Annotated in this window: 13 protein-coding genes; 9 read left to right on the top strand and 4 right to left on the bottom strand. The window is 41.7% G+C overall.

The annotated features are described in order from the left end of the window. Positions 1–372: 372 nt before the first annotated feature. From gpmM to B2R65_RS14130, 4 genes are all read left to right on the top strand, one after another. Positions 373–1,917, top strand: coding sequence for a 2,3-bisphosphoglycerate-independent phosphoglycerate mutase (gpmM, locus tag B2R65_RS14145; protein ID WP_004588617.1), 1,545 nt, complete (start codon positions 373–375; stop codon positions 1,915–1,917). Positions 1,918–1,920: 3 nt separating this feature from the next. Then, a complete protein-coding gene (locus B2R65_RS14140) occupies positions 1,921–3,060 on the top strand; it encodes a murein hydrolase activator EnvC family protein (RefSeq protein WP_286743680.1) in 1,140 nt (379 codons plus the stop codon). A gap of 36 nt (positions 3,061–3,096) precedes the next feature. Further along, complete coding sequence (locus B2R65_RS14135; RefSeq protein WP_096740207.1) at positions 3,097–4,362, top strand: S41 family peptidase; 1,266 nt, start codon at positions 3,097–3,099, stop codon at positions 4,360–4,362. A gap of 201 nt (positions 4,363–4,563) precedes the next feature. After that, positions 4,564–5,325 (top strand): divergent polysaccharide deacetylase family protein, encoded by a 762-nt coding sequence (locus tag B2R65_RS14130; protein WP_095206707.1) that lies wholly within the window; start codon positions 4,564–4,566, stop codon positions 5,323–5,325. Between the two features lie 154 nt (positions 5,326–5,479). On the opposite strand, the gene rpoH is transcribed toward B2R65_RS14130, so the two are convergent. From rpoH to ftsY, 4 genes are all read right to left on the bottom strand, one after another. Beyond that, on the bottom strand, positions 5,480–6,343 hold the full coding sequence (gene rpoH, locus B2R65_RS14125) for an RNA polymerase sigma factor RpoH (RefSeq protein ID WP_004588621.1): 864 nt from the start codon (positions 6,341–6,343) through the stop codon (positions 5,480–5,482). Between the two features lie 260 nt (positions 6,344–6,603). Next, positions 6,604–7,590: a permease-like cell division protein FtsX gene (gene ftsX / locus B2R65_RS14120; protein WP_004588622.1), complete on the bottom strand. Its 987-nt coding sequence runs from the start codon at positions 7,588–7,590 to the stop codon at positions 6,604–6,606. Continuing rightward, positions 7,587–8,264: a cell division ATP-binding protein FtsE gene (gene ftsE, locus B2R65_RS14115; RefSeq protein ID WP_004588623.1), complete on the bottom strand. Its 678-nt coding sequence runs from the start codon at positions 8,262–8,264 to the stop codon at positions 7,587–7,589. Before ftsE ends, ftsX begins: the two co-directional genes overlap by 4 nt. A 232-nt stretch (positions 8,265–8,496) precedes the next feature. Next, positions 8,497–10,536, bottom strand: coding sequence for a signal recognition particle-docking protein FtsY (gene ftsY / locus B2R65_RS14110; protein WP_286743671.1), 2,040 nt, complete (start codon positions 10,534–10,536; stop codon positions 8,497–8,499). Between the two features lie 207 nt (positions 10,537–10,743). Between ftsY and rsmD the strand changes: the two genes are divergently transcribed. The 5 genes from rsmD to B2R65_RS14085 form a co-directional block, all read left to right on the top strand. Then, a complete protein-coding gene (gene rsmD / locus B2R65_RS14105; RefSeq protein WP_004588625.1) occupies positions 10,744–11,349 on the top strand; it encodes a 16S rRNA (guanine(966)-N(2))-methyltransferase RsmD in 606 nt (201 codons plus the stop codon). Between the two features lie 145 nt (positions 11,350–11,494). Then, entirely contained in the window at positions 11,495–11,710 is a 216-nt protein-coding gene (rpsU, locus tag B2R65_RS14100) for a 30S ribosomal protein S21 (RefSeq protein ID WP_002957797.1), read from the top strand. A gap of 20 nt (positions 11,711–11,730) precedes the next feature. Beyond that, positions 11,731–12,177: a GatB/YqeY domain-containing protein gene (locus B2R65_RS14095; RefSeq protein WP_004588626.1), complete on the top strand. Its 447-nt coding sequence runs from the start codon at positions 11,731–11,733 to the stop codon at positions 12,175–12,177. A gap of 372 nt (positions 12,178–12,549) precedes the next feature. After that, a complete protein-coding gene (gene dnaG / locus B2R65_RS14090; RefSeq protein ID WP_004588627.1) occupies positions 12,550–14,301 on the top strand; it encodes a DNA primase in 1,752 nt (583 codons plus the stop codon). Positions 14,302–14,425: 124 nt separating this feature from the next. Continuing rightward, on the top strand, positions 14,426–15,657 hold a 1,232-nt coding region (locus tag B2R65_RS14085), incomplete at its 3' end, for an RNA polymerase sigma factor region1.1 domain-containing protein (protein WP_286743662.1).

Raw genomic sequence — 15,657 nt, 5'->3', positions numbered from 1 at the left:
ACCCAACGGGCAGCGCATGTTTGGTATTTATGCTCCGTTATCGCCTATTTATGGGGAGTAACCACACTTCATAGACTCTGCCTTACCTAAAAACCAAACATACTGCTGCAAATTCAGCCACCAAAGTGCAACACGCCCTAATATTCTAGGTATTTTGTACTTTAGCCACGCAAGTATACCCAAACCAAGTTAAAATGCGAGTTTGCTGCGCTTTAAAAACTCATAAAGCACCCCATATATGAAAGTAAGTAAAAAATTTAATATCTTGTTCTCAGTGCTGATTCTGGCGCTAAAACACGGTATGCTAAAACTAACCAGATAACCTTTCGGCGCACAGTACCCATCAACAGGTGCTAATTTTCAGGAGCTATTATGACAGAGCATAAAAAACCACTGGTATTAATGATTTTAGACGGTTGGGGATACCGCGAAGATGAGCAAAGCAATGCGATTCTTGCAGCCAACACCCCCGTTTTAGACAACCTATGGGCAACCCGTCCACGCACATTAATTTCAGGCTCAGGTTTAGATGTAGGCTTACCTGAAGGGCAAATGGGTAACTCAGAAGTAGGCCATGTAAATTTAGGTGCTGGTCGTGTTGTTTATCAAGACTTTACTCGCATTACCAAAGCAATCAACGATGGCGAATTTGACTCAACTCCTGCACTTGTTGAAAACATCGATAAAGCAGTCGCTGCAGGCAAAGCCGTGCATATTATGGGTTTATTAAGCCCAGGTGGTGTTCACAGCCACGAAGATCATATTGTCGCAAGTATTCAATTAGCCGCTAAACGCGGTGCAAAAGAAGTATATTTTCATGGCTTTTTAGATGGCCGTGATACACCACCACGCAGTGCTAAAGCATCAATAGAGCGTATAGAAGCCTTATTTGCCGAGCTAAATTGTGGCCGCTTAGCGTCTCTTGTGGGCCGTTATTACGCCATGGACAGAGACAACCGTTGGAACCGTGTAGAAAAAGCCTACAATGTAATGGCATTAGGTGAAGGCGAATTTAATTATGCTGATGGTGTATCGGCATTAGAAGCCGCCTATGAGCGCGACGAAAACGATGAGTTTGTAGCTCCAACCACCATCACGCCACAAGGCACTGAAGCAGCACAAATTAATGATGGCGACACTATCATCTTTGCTAATTTTAGAGCCGACCGTGCCCGTGAAATTACCCGTGCCTTTGTAGAGCCAGGCTTTGATGGGTTCGAAAAGAAAAAATCACCACAGTTAAGCGCATTTGTAATGATGACAGAATACTCAGCCGATATTGATGCCCCTGTCGCATTTGGTCCTACGCCACTGGTAAACGTATTAGGTGAATGGCTTGAAAAAAATGGCAAAACGCAGCTACGTATTTCTGAAACAGAAAAATACGCTCATGTTACGTTTTTCTTTAGTGGCGGACGCGAAGATGAATTTGAAGGCGAATCACGCGAATTAATTCCTTCTCCACAGGTTGCCACTTACGACCTTCAGCCAGAAATGAATTCAGAAATGCTAACCGACAAACTTATTGAAGCCATTAAAAGCGGTAAGTTTGATGCCATTATTTGTAATTACCCGAATGGCGATATGGTGGGTCACTCTGGTGTGTTTGAAGCCGCGGTTAAAGCCTGTGAAGCTGTTGATGCATGTATAGGCCGCGTAGTAGAAGCGCTAGATGAGTTTGGCGGTGAAGCGCTTATCACAGCTGATCACGGTAATGCAGAGCAAATGGCAAATACTGCCACGGGCCAAGCTCATACCGCTCACACTAGCGAGCCAGTGCCATTTATTTATGTAGGACGCGATGCAACGCCAAGTGAAGGCAAAGCATTAAGTGATGTAGCGCCTACTATGCTACACCTTATGGGCATGGAGCAACCAAGCGAAATGACCGGCACGCCAATCATGACGTTGAAATAACACATGAGCAAACCAGTAAATTGGTTTAGTGTTTATACAGTTGTATTGGTTTCGTTAGTGGTTGCACCTGCAACTGCTAACGAAAACCGCACTAAAAAAGACCTATCTGAAGTGCAATCTGCATTAGAACAAAGCCAAGCAGAGTACAACGCACAGCGAAAAAAAATTGCCGCACTGCAAAAAAACTTAAAAAAACACGAGCTAGAAATAGCTAAAAATGCCAAAGCCCTCAATATGGCTGAGCAATCAGTAAAAGAAACAGAGCAAAAACAACAAGCCCAGCAACAAAAAGCACAGCAATTAAAAGCGCAACACGCGCAATTTCAAGCCATTTTAGCGGCCCAGCTAAAAAGTGCTTACATGGCTGGGGGCGACGACTACCCCAAAATGCTTTTAAACCAACAAGACACAGCTAAATTTGAGCGTACCTTAAGCTATTACAACTATTTAAATAAAGCGCGCATAGAGCAAATTGAAGAGCTTAAAGTACTACAACAACAAATTGCAGAAAACCAAGCCGCTCTTGCCAAAACCAAACAAAAATTAGCCGCCTTATTTGAAGAGCAAAAAAGACGCCAAAACGCGCTAGTAAATGCCCAAAGCGAGCGCCAAACTAACCTTAAAAACTTACAAGCACAGCTTAATAGCACTAAAAGCTCGATTAATTACTTAAAAGACAACGAGCAAACATTAATCACCACCATTGAAGAACTTGAGCAAGAGAAGACTCAAAAAATTGAATTACTCGGCCTTAATAAAAGTAAAGGCAAGCTTAATTGGCCCAGCAAAGGAAAGCTAAAACACACATTTGGTCAGCGCAAACATGGCGGCATAGACTGGAAAGGCGTGTTAATTGGTGCAAAAGAAGGCACTAATGTAAACAGTATTAATAATGGCCAAGTTGTATTTGCTGATTGGCTTAAAGGCTTTGGCTGGGTTATTGTGGTTGATCATGGTGAGGGCTTTATGAGCCTATACGGCCATGCTCAAACATTATTAAAAGATGTGGGCGACATGGTTCGAGAAGGCGAAACGCTGGCATTAGTAGGTCAAAGCGGCGGACAGTCGAGTTCTGGTCTATACTTTGAAATACGCCACAAAGGACGCGCAGTAAATCCTGTTAAATGGTGCAGACGTATTTAAGTGAATAAAACAGCTGCACCGCATTAGGAGCAGCTGATGATTCAAAAAATACCACAAACACGCTCATTTCCCTCTTCACGTACGCGCTATTCATTTTTATTGTGCGCATTAACCTGTATTGCTATTTTTTGTTTTAGCAATTCATTACTTGCCAGCTCAGTTAAAGATCTTAAAAGTCAGCAAATTTCTGAAATACTCTTCAACATTAAAGCCTATTATGTTGATGACTTATCACTGACAAAAGGTGCGCAGGGTGCCTTTAATAATCAGCAAGTAGAAATTTTACTCGACCAGCTAGACCCTTATTCTAAATACCTCAATGAAAATGACTTAGACGCTTTGTTTAATAATACAAATGGGCATTACACTGGCGTGGGCATTGAAGTGAAAGACATTGACAGTGACATTACTATTGTTGGTGTTGTTAAAAACTCCCCAGCCAAAAAGGCCGGTATTTTAGCGGGCGATATTATAGTTAGTGTTAATGATACAAACACGCAAACACGTAGCTTAGAGCAAGTAGCCGCGTTGATAAAAGATACCCGCTTTAACGCGGTTAAACTAACAATACAACGCGCAGGGCAGCAGCAACCAATTAGCTTTGCGGTAAATCGCAAAGAAATAAACTTAGAAAGCGCCACTAGCCAATTACTCGACTCAGGCACTGGGTATTTAGCCATAAATAATTTTTCTAATCACACCTTACATGAAGTGGCGCTGCAGGTAGCTGCACTTAAAAATGATTATCGCACGCCCCTTAAAGGGTTAGTCATTGATTTACGTGACAACCCAGGTGGTACTTTACAAAGCGCAGTGGCAGTAGCGGATCTATTTTTACAAAGCGGCACTATAGTCACCACTAAAGGGCGCTATTACGACGCTAACCAAGCCTACTACGCCAAACGAGGCGACATACTAAAAGGCTTGCCTATTGTGGTGCTTATTAATGAAAATTCGGCCTCTGCGGCTGAAATACTCGCCGCTGCTTTAAAAGATAATAAGCGTGCTACAGTGGTTGGTAACCAGTCTTATGGCAAAGGCTCGGTGCAATCTTTGATCCCACTTGGTGATGGTAATACAGCGCTAAAATTAACAACTGCTAAGTACTTTACACCTGCGGGCGTATCGATTGAAGGCGTAGGAGTTACCCCCGATGTAGCAATTGCGCAAGCAACCCTTCCACAATCAAATAAAGCCGTTATAATAAAAAATGAGCAGAACAAAAATGCACCACAATTTGAACATGAAATACTGGGCGACTTGCAGTTAGTAAAAGCTAAGCAATTACTTAGCATGCAATAGTAAATAATCTAAACTCTAGGTAAGCGATTTAATAACAGAATAAATATTAACACTATTAGATTCTGCTATTCTTTAGCTATAAATTTTAAGTAAATTCAAGGCAGTTAGCGCTAAAAATGGCTGCTGAGATAGCTTTATTACCGGGCGCTGAGATTAAAAAAATACCCTTAATAAATTAAAAAGATAATAAAAACTATAAACGTGAAAATAATAAAATGGCTGTTGTTGGCTATCTGCTTTGTATCTAGCACTGCTTGGGCAAAGCAAATAGCCATCGTAATTGATGATATTGGCTATCATCAGCGAGATTTAGAGTTTCTTACCTTACCAGGGCAATTGTCGTATTCAATTTTGCCCCACACACCCTACTCTCAAATTTTTGCCACGCTTGCCAGCCAAGCAAATAAAGAGCTTTTATTGCATGTACCTATGCAAGCCTTAAACGGTAAAGCACTCGGGCCTGGCGGGCTCACCATAAATATGGATAAAGAACAGCTACAAAAAACTTTAGGCACTGCATTGGCAAGCTTACCGCAAGTAAAAGGGGTTAATAACCATATGGGGTCGGCACTCACTCAACAAAGCCAAGCCATGAAGTGGACTATGGAAGTACTTAAAAAACGTAATTTATTCTTTTTAGATAGCCGTACTACCGACTTAAGCCAAGCGCAAAATGCGGCAAATTTTATCGGGGTTGAAAATATTGGCCGCCATGTGTTTTTAGACAATATAACCACGCATGAGCAACTGCAGCAAAGGCTGGATGAGCTAAAATATAAAGCGACTAAACATCACTTTGCCATAGCGATTGCCCACCCCTACCCAGAAACCATCGACTTTTTACGCCAAGCGCTACCTGAGCTCACCGAGCAAGGCTTTGAGTTAGTTCCGGTATCGCAACTAGTGCATAAAAAATACATACAATTAGCACAGGCGCAAGGTAAAGGGATCAACGCTAGGTAGCTTTAAGCGATATTTTAAGTATATTTAAGCCATACAACTAAGCTAAAAAAAGCAATATTAAATAGCTAAAACGTTGATTAAAATACTTATAGCCACAAAGCAAAAGCCCCGCATATTAATGCAGGGCTTTTTAAGTTTTACATTTTTTGCGCTATTAGCTCATAGCACTTTGCAGCTTTTTCATCGCTGTTTTTTCTAGCTGGCGAACACGCTCAGCAGATACACTGTATTTTTCAGCAAGCTCTTGTAGTGTTGCTTTGTCATCAGACAACCAGCGTGCACTTACAATGTCTTGTGAGCGTTCGTCTAGCGTTTTAAGCGCGCTAAATAAACGAGTATGTGACTGCTCTTGCCATTGTTGCTGCTCAATATCGTCAGCTAAATCAGCTGAGCCGTCTGTTAAGTATTGTACTGGTGAATATGTACTTGTTGGTGCGTCGTCGTTATCGTCGCCCGTTAAGTCAAAGCCCATGTCTTGGCCGCTCATGCGCGATTCCATTTCACGAACTTCTTTTTCACTCACACCTAGCTCATTCGCTACAGTGCTTACTTCAGCTTGGTTAAACCAACCTAAACGTTTTTTGTTTTTACGAAGATTAAAAAACAATTTACGTTGCGCTTTAGTGGTCGCAACTTTTACGATGCGCCAGTTTTTAAGCACAAACTCATGAATTTCTGCTTTAATCCAATGAACAGCGAAAGACACTAAACGTACCCCCACACTTGGGTCGAAACGCTTAACCGCTTTCATCAGGCCTATATTGCCCTCTTGGATTAAGTCGGCTTGCGGTAAACCATAACCCGAGTAGCTTTTAGCAATATGTGCTACAAAGCGTAAATGCGACATAATGAGTTGCTTTGCAGCACTAAGATCGCCTTCTTCTTGAAGTCGTGTTGCTAGCTCTTTCTCTTGCTCAGCTTTAAGCATAGGAATTGTGCTAACCGCTTGAAGGTAGCCGTCCATGCTTGCGCTTTGTTGCCCAACTGTAAGTGCCATTGCGTATAAATCTTTACTCATTTTTCACCTCGGTGATAAACATTTGAAACCATCTTAGCACTCTTTCTCTAAGAGTGCTAACCCCAATTTAAAACTTTTTTTAAGCGTAAATCAAGCGGTTTTTTAGTGTATGTTAAGTCTACTACATGCGACTGAATAAGTGATGAACTAAGGGATTGCAAGAGATTAGCGCAAGCGTAACAGCGCATTTACAACTAATCTCATTTGAGGATAATAATATACAAACATGACATTTTTGAGTCAGCCATTAGCAGCCATACTTATACTTTATCAGGCTCAATTTCTTTTATATATCGGTTAACCGATAAGTAAGAACCAATAAAGCCTAAGCTGGTTGCTAGCAATACTAATGCGCCAAACTCATTAAGCGTTAAACCAATTAACGAAAAGCTTGTTTGATACACGCCTGCAACGCTGCTTACTGCGCTAGTTAACCACCACATCATTAAGGCAATACAAATAAATGCAAACAAGCCCCCTATAACGCCATACCAAATGCCGGTCCACAAAAACGGAGCGTGTATAAACGTATTGGTAGCACCTACTAACTTCATTACTTGTATTTCTTCTTTTTTATCCATAATCGATAAACGAATCGTATTACCAATAATAAGCGTGACAGAGGTAAGAAGTAATAAAGCAATTGTGATAACGCTTTCTTTTAATAAGTCTAATAATGCATTTAGGCGCTCAAGCCAAGCAATATCAAGCTTACCAAAATCTACTTCGCGCTCGTTCTCAAGCTTTGTAAGCAGCGCTTTAGCCGCATTAGGCTGGCGATGCCGCTTAGTAGGTGTCACTAATACAACATCGGGTAGCGGGTTGCTATCTAGGTACTCTAAAGCTTGCCCAAACCCCGACACATCTTTAAATTCAGTTAATGCTTGTTGCTTAGAAATAAATTCAACACTTTCTACCTCGGCGTAAAGTGCTAAACGCTTTACTAAGGTTTGTGTTTCTTGTTCGCTCATACTTTCTTTTACAAAAAGCGATATTTCACTGGCCTCTTCAAACCCGCTACTGACTTGCTGTACATTTTTTACGACTAAATAAAGCGTTGCAGGCAATGTTAAACTTAGCCCAAGTACAGCAATTGTCATTAATGATGCAAGTGGCGTACGCCACATTTCACCTAAACTGTGCACCCCTTGGCGAAAAATATTTATAATAAAAAAATAACCGCCAGCTATGGCTGATTTTTTTTGTTTATCGTTTGAGTTTTGGCGTCCTTTAAATAACAAGCTCACAGCGTGCCCTCCGCAAGTGGGTCTTCAAGCATACGGCCATCTTTTAAAGTCAGGCTACGGTATTTTAAACGCGACACCAGACCAAGGTCGTGTGTTGCTATAAGTACTGTCGTACCGTGTTTATTAAAATCTTCAAATAGCCTTAATATTTCCATAGAGAGCTCGGGGTCAAGGTTACCCGTTGGTTCATCAGCTAATAAAATAGGCGGAGAATTTACAATCGCTCTGGCAATACCTACGCGTTGCTGCTCACCACCAGAGAGTGTAGAAGGATGGCATTTAACTTTATCTAACAGCCCGACTTTATCTAGCGCACCATGAACTCGTTTAGCTATTTGTTTATGATGAGTGCCTTCAATAATCAACGGCAGTGCAACGTTATCAAACACAGTGTAGCGCTCTAACAAACGATGATTTTGAAAAATAATACCAATATCGCGGCGCGCATAAGGAATTTGCCGAGAATTAACTTTATTTAAATCAACACCATTAATTAGCACGTTGCCTGCAGAGGGGCGCTCCATTAAGCTAATGAGCTTTAATAAGGTACTTTTACCCGCACCACTGTGGCCTGTTAAAAAAGCCAGTTCGCCAGGCTTAATATGAAATGTAACTTTTTCGAGAGCGCGATGCCCACCCGGATAGGTTTTACTTACTTGCTGAAAATTTATCATTTTTTATTATGCCAGTCCCAAATTAGTAAAATGGAATTCCTTAGCTAGGGCCTGTTGACCTTTCAGGATTGAAATTTGCTCTGCCTAGAGACTATTTAATCGCGGCGCAAGGTTTATAGCCCAGAAGGCTAAGTAAAACCGAGCAATAAAAAGTAAATAGCCCAAAGGGCAGCGCATGTTTAATCTCAAAAGATAAACAGACCAAAAAAGGGAGCAAGCTCCCTTTTATGTATTAAGCGTCATCCTCATCTTGGCTAAATAAAGCGTCAATAAAGTCATCGCTTTTAAATGCGCGTAAATCATCAATACCTTCGCCAACACCAATGTAACGAATAGGAATATTAAACTTATCTGCAACCGCAAATATAACCCCACCTTTAGCAGTACCATCAAGTTTTGAGAGGGTAATACCGGTTAAACCAACACATTGATTAAATAAGTTTACTTGGCTAATTGCATTTTGACCTGTACCCGCATCAATGGTTAGCATAACTTCATGCGGTGCATCAGGGTCAATTTTCTTCATTACGCGGGCTATTTTTTCAAGCTCTTGCATTAAGTTATCTTTATTTTGCAAGCGCCCTGCTGTATCGGCAATTAATACATCTACATTACGCGCTTTAGCGGCTTGATATGCATCAAACACCACCGAGGCACTATCTGCACCAGTGTGCTGGGCAATAACAGGAATGCTGTTACGCTCGCCCCACACTTGCAGCTGCTCTACGGCTGCCGCACGAAAGGTATCACCTGCGGCCAACATAACCGACTTACCTTCATTTTGAAATTGCTTAGCTAACTTACCAATGGTTGTCGTTTTACCTACGCCGTTTACACCGACCATTAATATAACAAATGGTTTTTTATCAGCACGTATCTCAAGCGGTTGCTCAGCTGTTTTAAGCATTGCGGCCATTTCTTGCTTCATTAAGTCATAAAGCGCATCGCCATCTTTAAGCTGCTTGCGATCAGCTGCATCAGTAAGGCTATCAATCAGCTTCATGGTGGTATCAACACCTAAATCGGCGGTAAGAAGCTGTGTTTCTAAATCTTCAAATAAATCATCGTCTATTTTTTTACCACTAAAAATAGATGCAAAGCCAGAGCCTATATTTACACGGGTTTTTAATAACCCTTTTTTAAGACGTGAAAAAAAGCCTTCTTTTTTAGGCTTTTCGGCAAGTTTAGCTTCTTCTTTTGCAAGCTCTGCCGTAATGCGCTCTTGCTCTAAACGATCAGCTTCGGCCTCTGCTGCAATACGCTCTTGTTCTAAGCGCTCAGCTTCTGCTTGCTCTGCTGCAATACGCTGTTGCTCTAAACGCTCAGCTTCTGCTTCTGCTGCAATACGCTCTTGCTCTACACGTTCAGCTTCTACACGTTCAGCTTCTGCTTGTTCTGCTGCAATACGCTGTTGCTCTAAACGTTCAGCTTCTGCTTGTTCTGCAGCAATACGTTCTTGCTCTGCGCGTTCAGCTTCTGCCTGTTCTTGTGCAATACGCTCTTGTTCTAAGCGTTCAGCCTCTGCCTGTTCTTGTGCAATTCGCTCTTGTTCTAAGCGTTCAGCCTCTGCCTGTTTTGCTGCAATACGCTCTTGCTCTACACGTTCAGCTTCTGCTTGCTCTGCGGCAATACGCTCTTGTTCTAAGCGATCAGCTTCTGCTTTTTCTGCAGCAATACGTTCTTGCTCTGCACGTTCAGCTTCTGCCTGTTCTTGTGCAATACGCTCTTGTTCTAAACGCTCAGCTTCAGCTTTTTCTGCTGCAACACGCTCTTGCTCTAAACGCATTTGCGCTTCTTGCTCTGCTAAATGAGCGGCTTGTGCTTGTTGTTGCGCCTGTGCTTCAGCTTGCTCTTTCGCAAGCAACTCAGCGTTGGCTTTTTCAATTGCTAATTTTTCATCTTGCTCAGCTTGCTCGCGCTCTGTGTCTAAACGTTGTTGCTCAGCTCGCTGTGCAGCCATTCGCTCTTGCTCTAAACGCATTTGCGCTTCTTGCTCAGCTAAACGTGCAGCTTGTGCTTGTTGTTGCGCCTGTGCTTCGGCTTGCTCTTTTGCAAGCAACTCTGCATTAGCCTTTTCAATTGCTAAACGCTCTGCTTGTGCTTTTTCAGCAGCAATACGCGCTTGTTCTTCACGCTCTGCTTCGGCCTTTTCTGCCGCTAAGCGCTCAGCTTCTTGTTGCTGAGCTAATGCCTGTTGTTTATCAGCTTCTGCTTGTTTTTTATCTGACTTACCAAAACTGAGCCAAGACATGAATTTACTTTTTTTTGCCATACTTGCTAATAACCACTTATAAAAATCTGATAAACTAAAATTTGAAATAGCTTGGTGTGGCTCAGCAAAGCGTGCCGGCCAAACAACCGTTCAAAACGTAAGTGCTAAATAGTAACACTTTTAATGCGGTTGAAAAATGAAGCTAAACGTAAACTACGCACAATATTATCTGAGCTAGATCCCTTATACCATTTTTTAGTGACCTAAATGAGAAAAAAAACAACGAAAAATAAAGCAATTAGCAAATCTACTGACGGCTTTATTAGAGTAATCAGCGGGCAATTTCGTGGCCGTAAACTGCCGGTAAAAAATGTAGAAGGGCTACGCCCAACAACAGACCGCATTAAAGAAACCGTGTTTAATTGGTTAATGCAAGATACGCGCGATGCAACAGTACTCGATTGCTTTGCAGGCTCTGGCGGGCTTGGCTTTGAAGCGCTGTCTCGGTTTGCTAAAAGCACCACGTTTATCGAACTAGATGCCTCGGCTGCTAAGCAAATTGAGCAAAATATTAGTACCTTAAAGCTTGAAAATGCACAGGTAAAACACACTAATTCACTCTCATATTTAGAGCAAAAGAATACAAATTCACCATTTAATTTAGTTTTTGTTGACCCACCATTTCGCAAAAACTTAGCGCAAAGTAGCTGTGATTTATTAGAAAATAACCAATGGCTTAGCGAAGACGCGCTCATTTATGTTGAGGTAGAAACCGAACTAAGCAGCTTTTCACAACCAGATAACTGGCTGTTAATTAAAGAAAAAAAAGCAGGGCAAGTATTCTGTAGGCTATACCAACGCCAGCCAAATTAACACTATTTAAGCCGCTGCATTTCTGTTAATATTATCCTTTACATGTGGTGTTGCTTCGGATTACAATACCGCACCATTTTTGAACCACTTGATCAATGTTTGATCAACTTGAGCAACGCTCATAATTTAGGTAGGTGAATTTTTAATGCCAGTAATTAAAGTAAGAGAGAACGAACCGTTTGACGTAGCACTTCGTCGCTTCAAGCGTTCATGTGAAAAAGCAGGTATCCTTTCAGAAGTTCGTCGTCGCGAGCACTATGAAAAGCCAACAGCTGAGCGTAAGCGTAAAAAAGCTGCAGCGGTTAAGCGTCACATGAAGAAGCTTTCTCGCGATAACGCACGTCGCGTTAAATTATACTAATAGTATTAGGTCTTGTATAAATGAGCCTTTTAATAACGCTAAAAGATGCGCAAAAAGATGCGATGAGAGCGAAAGACAAACAACGTCTTAACCCTATTCGCATGGTGCTTGCCGCAATCAAGCAACGTGAGATTGACGAGCAAATAACACTAGACGACGCAGGTATTACCTCCGTTATAGTGAAGCTTGTTAAACAACGTCGTGATTCTTACACTCAGTACAAAGATGCTGGGCGTGAAGATTTAGCCGAAATTGAAGCCAATGAGATCGCAGCACTAGAAACTTTTTTACCTCAACAATTGAGTGAAGAAGAAATAGTTGCCCTTATTGATGCGGCTATTGCTGATACTAATGCAGCAGGTATGCAAGACATGGGTAAAGTAATGGGCATAATCAAAAGCAAAGCCGAAGGACGTGCCGATATGGGCAAGCTTTCTGGTTTAATTAAGCAACGATTAACAGCCTAATACTCCCACATACACAAAGTATGATTAAAGCAAACCGAGCCTAGTGCTCGGTTTCTTCGTTTAAGTAGACAAACAAAACGCTTTTAAGTAATGCTCGTGCATGTAATTAAGTGACTTATTGTGTAGCTACAAAAGCACATCGAAGGCTAGGTAAAATGGGTTATTTAGGGCTATCACTTACTGCGCCTGCACTGCTCTACCTTCAATATCCTAGCTTTGTATGCTGTTAGCGTCAGGTTTAGCACCTAAAAATGATTAAGTATTATTGCCCATGGATATAATGTAGCTTTTTAGCTTACCGATACCCCTTTTATAAATGCGCGCATTGTGTTGAAATTACACCTCACCAATTGTTAGGACTACTTACAAAACATGGCTGGAAAGATCCCACGAAATTTTATTGACGATTTACTCGCCAGAACAGATATTGTAGAGCTAATAGACTCTAAAGTTGGTCTTAAAAAAGCAGGTAAAGACTACCAAGCTTGCTGCCCTTTCCATAACGAAAAATCTCCCTCGTTTACTGTTTCTCAAGATAAACAGTTTTACCACTGCTTTGGCTGTGGTGCTAATGGCAACGCTATTTCGTTTGTTATGGAATACGACAAGCTTGAATTTGTTGATGCCATAGAAGAGCTCGCAAGCCTTTTAAATTTAGACGTACCTCGCGAGAAAGGCACTAGCTCAGCACCTGAGCGCACGGCAGCGCAAAAGCGCTCAGATTACGATTTAATGTTACACACAGCACGCTTTTACCAGCATCAATTAAAGCACCACAGTAACTCTGCTGCGGTGATTGACTATGTAAAAGGGCGTGGTTTAAGTGGCGAAACCGTTAAAAAGTTTATGATTGGTTATGCGCCGAGCGAATGGGAAGCGCTGTGCCAACAACTTGGCAGAACAAAAGAGCAAAAAGAACAGCTGGTCGAGCTTAAGCTCGCCTCAGAAAAAACACCAGGTAGGCAGTTTGATTTTTTCCGCGATCGGTTAATGTTCCCTATTCGTGATAAACGTGGCCGTGTTATCGCCTTTGGCGGGCGTGTAATGCAAGCCGACCAAGGGCCAAAATACCTCAACTCACCAGAGACCCGCATTTTTCATAAAGGCTTTGAGCTATATGGTCTTTATGAGGCAAAACAAGCACATAAAAAGCTTGAACATGTACTTATTGTAGAAGGTTACATGGATGTAGTTGCACTTGCAGAGCAAGGTATTGAATATGCCGTAGCTGCGCTTGGCACCGCAACAACAAGCGAGCATATGCATACGCTATTTAGAACCACCGACAAAGTTATTTGTTGTTACGATGGCGACAGAGCGGGCCGCGACGCTGCATGGCGAGCACTAGAAAATGCCCTGCCCTACTTAAACGATGGCAAAGCATTACACTTTGTATTTTTACCTGACGGCGAAGACCCCGATTCACTGGTTCAGCAAGAAGGTAAAACACAGTTTGAGCAACGCTTAAGCCAAGCAGATGATTTTACCAAAGTGTTATTTAATAAGCTTAGCCAAGAAGTAGACCTAACACTCGACTCAGGCAAAGCTAAGCTGTTGAGTGCCGCTTTGCCGTTGATTGAAAAAATTCCGAGTGAATTTTACCAAGAAAATATTTTAGAGCAGTTAGGGCGATTAATTGGCCGTACGCGTGAGCAACTAAATAGCCGCTTAAAAACACCAAAGCAACAACACGCTGTTGAACGAAAATTTAAAATTACCCCAATGCGCCAAGCTATTGGTATTTTAATTCAGCACCCACAGTTAGCTAAAAGTGTGCCCCATTTGCCAGAATTGGCGCAAATGAACATAGCAGGCATTGGTTTGCTACTGCGCTTACAAGAGCGCGCACTGCAAAAAGACAATGCTAACACAGCGGTTTTACTCGAATCATTTAGAGATTCCGAAGATTACGAACCGCTAGTAAAGCTTGCCACATGGCAGCACCAAATTAGTGATGAGCGTTTAGAGACTGTTTTTCAAAATACTTTTAAATTTATTGAAGATCAGTGTTTAAATTATCGACTAGAGACCCTATTAATAAAGGACAAGACACAGGGCTTATCAAGTGATGAAAAACTAGAATGTCATTTACTTATGACAGCGCTAAAAGCGAGTAACAGCTAGTCAGACTTGATTTAAACTGTTATACTGTGCTATTCACTGCGTCACATTATTAAAGTTAGTTAAAAGGCTAACTCTATGATGGCGCCTGTTGTATCAACTTATCAGAGTGGAAGAAACAATCTCTATGGATCCAACTCCTCAGTCACAATTAAAACTTCTGATTCAAAAAGGTAAAGAGCAAGGCTACTTAACTTTTGCTGAAGTAAATGATCACCTTCCACAAGACATAATCGACTCAGATCAAGTAGAAGATATCATTAGCATGATTAATGACATGGGTATCAAGGTTAGCGAAAACGCGCCCGATGCTGATGAATTAATGATGCAAGAAACCACGACAGACGAAGACGCAGCAGAAGCTGCTGCTGCAGCCCTTGCAACTGTAGAAAAAGAAATTGGCCGTACAACTGACCCAGTGCGCATGTATATGCGTGAAATGGGTACTGTTGAACTTCTTACACGTGAAGGCGAAATTGTAATCGCTAAGCGTATTGAAGAAGGTATCAACCAGGTACAAATTTCTGTTGCCGAATACCCTGAAGCGATTACTTACCTACTTGAACAGTGGGATAAGTTTGAAGCTGAAGAAATGCGCTTAAGCGACATTATTTCAGGCTTTTTCGACCCTAACGAAGACGAAGCGCAAATCTCAGCAACTCACATCGGCTCTGAATTAAGTGAAGAGCAACTTGATGAAGACGATGATGAAGATGACAAAGACAGCGATGACGATGAAGACGAAGAAGAAGTAGATACAGGCCCAGACCCAGAAGAAGCCCGTATTCACTTTGAAAACTTACGTGATTTATACGTTAAAGCTCGCGCTACCTTTGATGAAAAAGGGCGTTCGCACCCAGATTCTCAAGCCGCTATTTTTGAAATTGGCGAGCTTTTCAGAACCTTTAAATTAGTACCAAAACAGTTCGATCGCATGGTTAACAACATGCGTGAAATGATGGATAGAGTGCGTATTCAAGAACGCCTTATCATGAAACAAGCGGTACAAATTGCTAAGCTACCTAAGAAAACGTTTATTAAGCACTTTGCTAATAACGAAACTGACTCAGCGTGGCTAGACCTAGAAATAAATGCTAACGAAAAACATTCAGCTAAACTTGAAGAAGTGAAGCCTGAAATTATTCGTTGCATCCAAAAGCTATGTGTAATTGAAGAAAGCACAGGCTTAAGCATTGAGCGTATTAAAGACATTAACCGTCGTATGAGCATTGGTGAAGCAAAAGCGCGCCGTGCGAAAAAAGAAATGGTTGAAGCTAACTTACGTCTTGTAATCTCAATTGCTAAAAAATACACAAACCGTGGTTTACAGTTCTTAGATTTAATCCAAGAAGGTAACAT

Source organism: Pseudoalteromonas sp. UBA2102, from assembly GCF_002331165.1.
GTDB classification, from domain to species: Bacteria; Pseudomonadota; Gammaproteobacteria; order Enterobacterales; family Alteromonadaceae; genus Pseudoalteromonas; species Pseudoalteromonas atlantica.
This window is presented reverse-complemented; position numbering and strand designations above follow the sequence as displayed.

Bases quoted from the DNA above. Each gene is read 5' to 3' on its own strand.
- rsmD (WP_004588625.1), top strand. From the start codon at position 10,744: ATGAGAAAAAAAACAACGAAAAATAAAGCAATTAGCAAATCTACTGAC.
- B2R65_RS14095 (WP_004588626.1), top strand. From the start codon at position 11,731: ATGAGCCTTTTAATAACGCTAAAAGATGCGCAAAAAGATGCGATGAGA.
- rpoH (WP_004588621.1), bottom strand. From the start codon at position 6,343: ATGAGTAAAGATTTATACGCAATGGCACTTACAGTTGGGCAACAAAGC.
- ftsY (WP_286743671.1), bottom strand. From the start codon at position 10,536: ATGGCAAAAAAAAGTAAATTCATGTCTTGGCTCAGTTTTGGTAAGTCA.
- dnaG (WP_004588627.1), top strand. From the start codon at position 12,550: ATGGCTGGAAAGATCCCACGAAATTTTATTGACGATTTACTCGCCAGA.
- B2R65_RS14135 (WP_096740207.1), top strand. From the start codon at position 3,097: ATGATTCAAAAAATACCACAAACACGCTCATTTCCCTCTTCACGTACG.
- gpmM (WP_004588617.1), top strand. From the start codon at position 373: ATGACAGAGCATAAAAAACCACTGGTATTAATGATTTTAGACGGTTGG.
- B2R65_RS14140 (WP_286743680.1), top strand. From the start codon at position 1,921: ATGAGCAAACCAGTAAATTGGTTTAGTGTTTATACAGTTGTATTGGTT.
- ftsE (WP_004588623.1), bottom strand. From the start codon at position 8,264: ATGATAAATTTTCAGCAAGTAAGTAAAACCTATCCGGGTGGGCATCGC.
- rpsU (WP_002957797.1), top strand. From the start codon at position 11,495: ATGCCAGTAATTAAAGTAAGAGAGAACGAACCGTTTGACGTAGCACTT.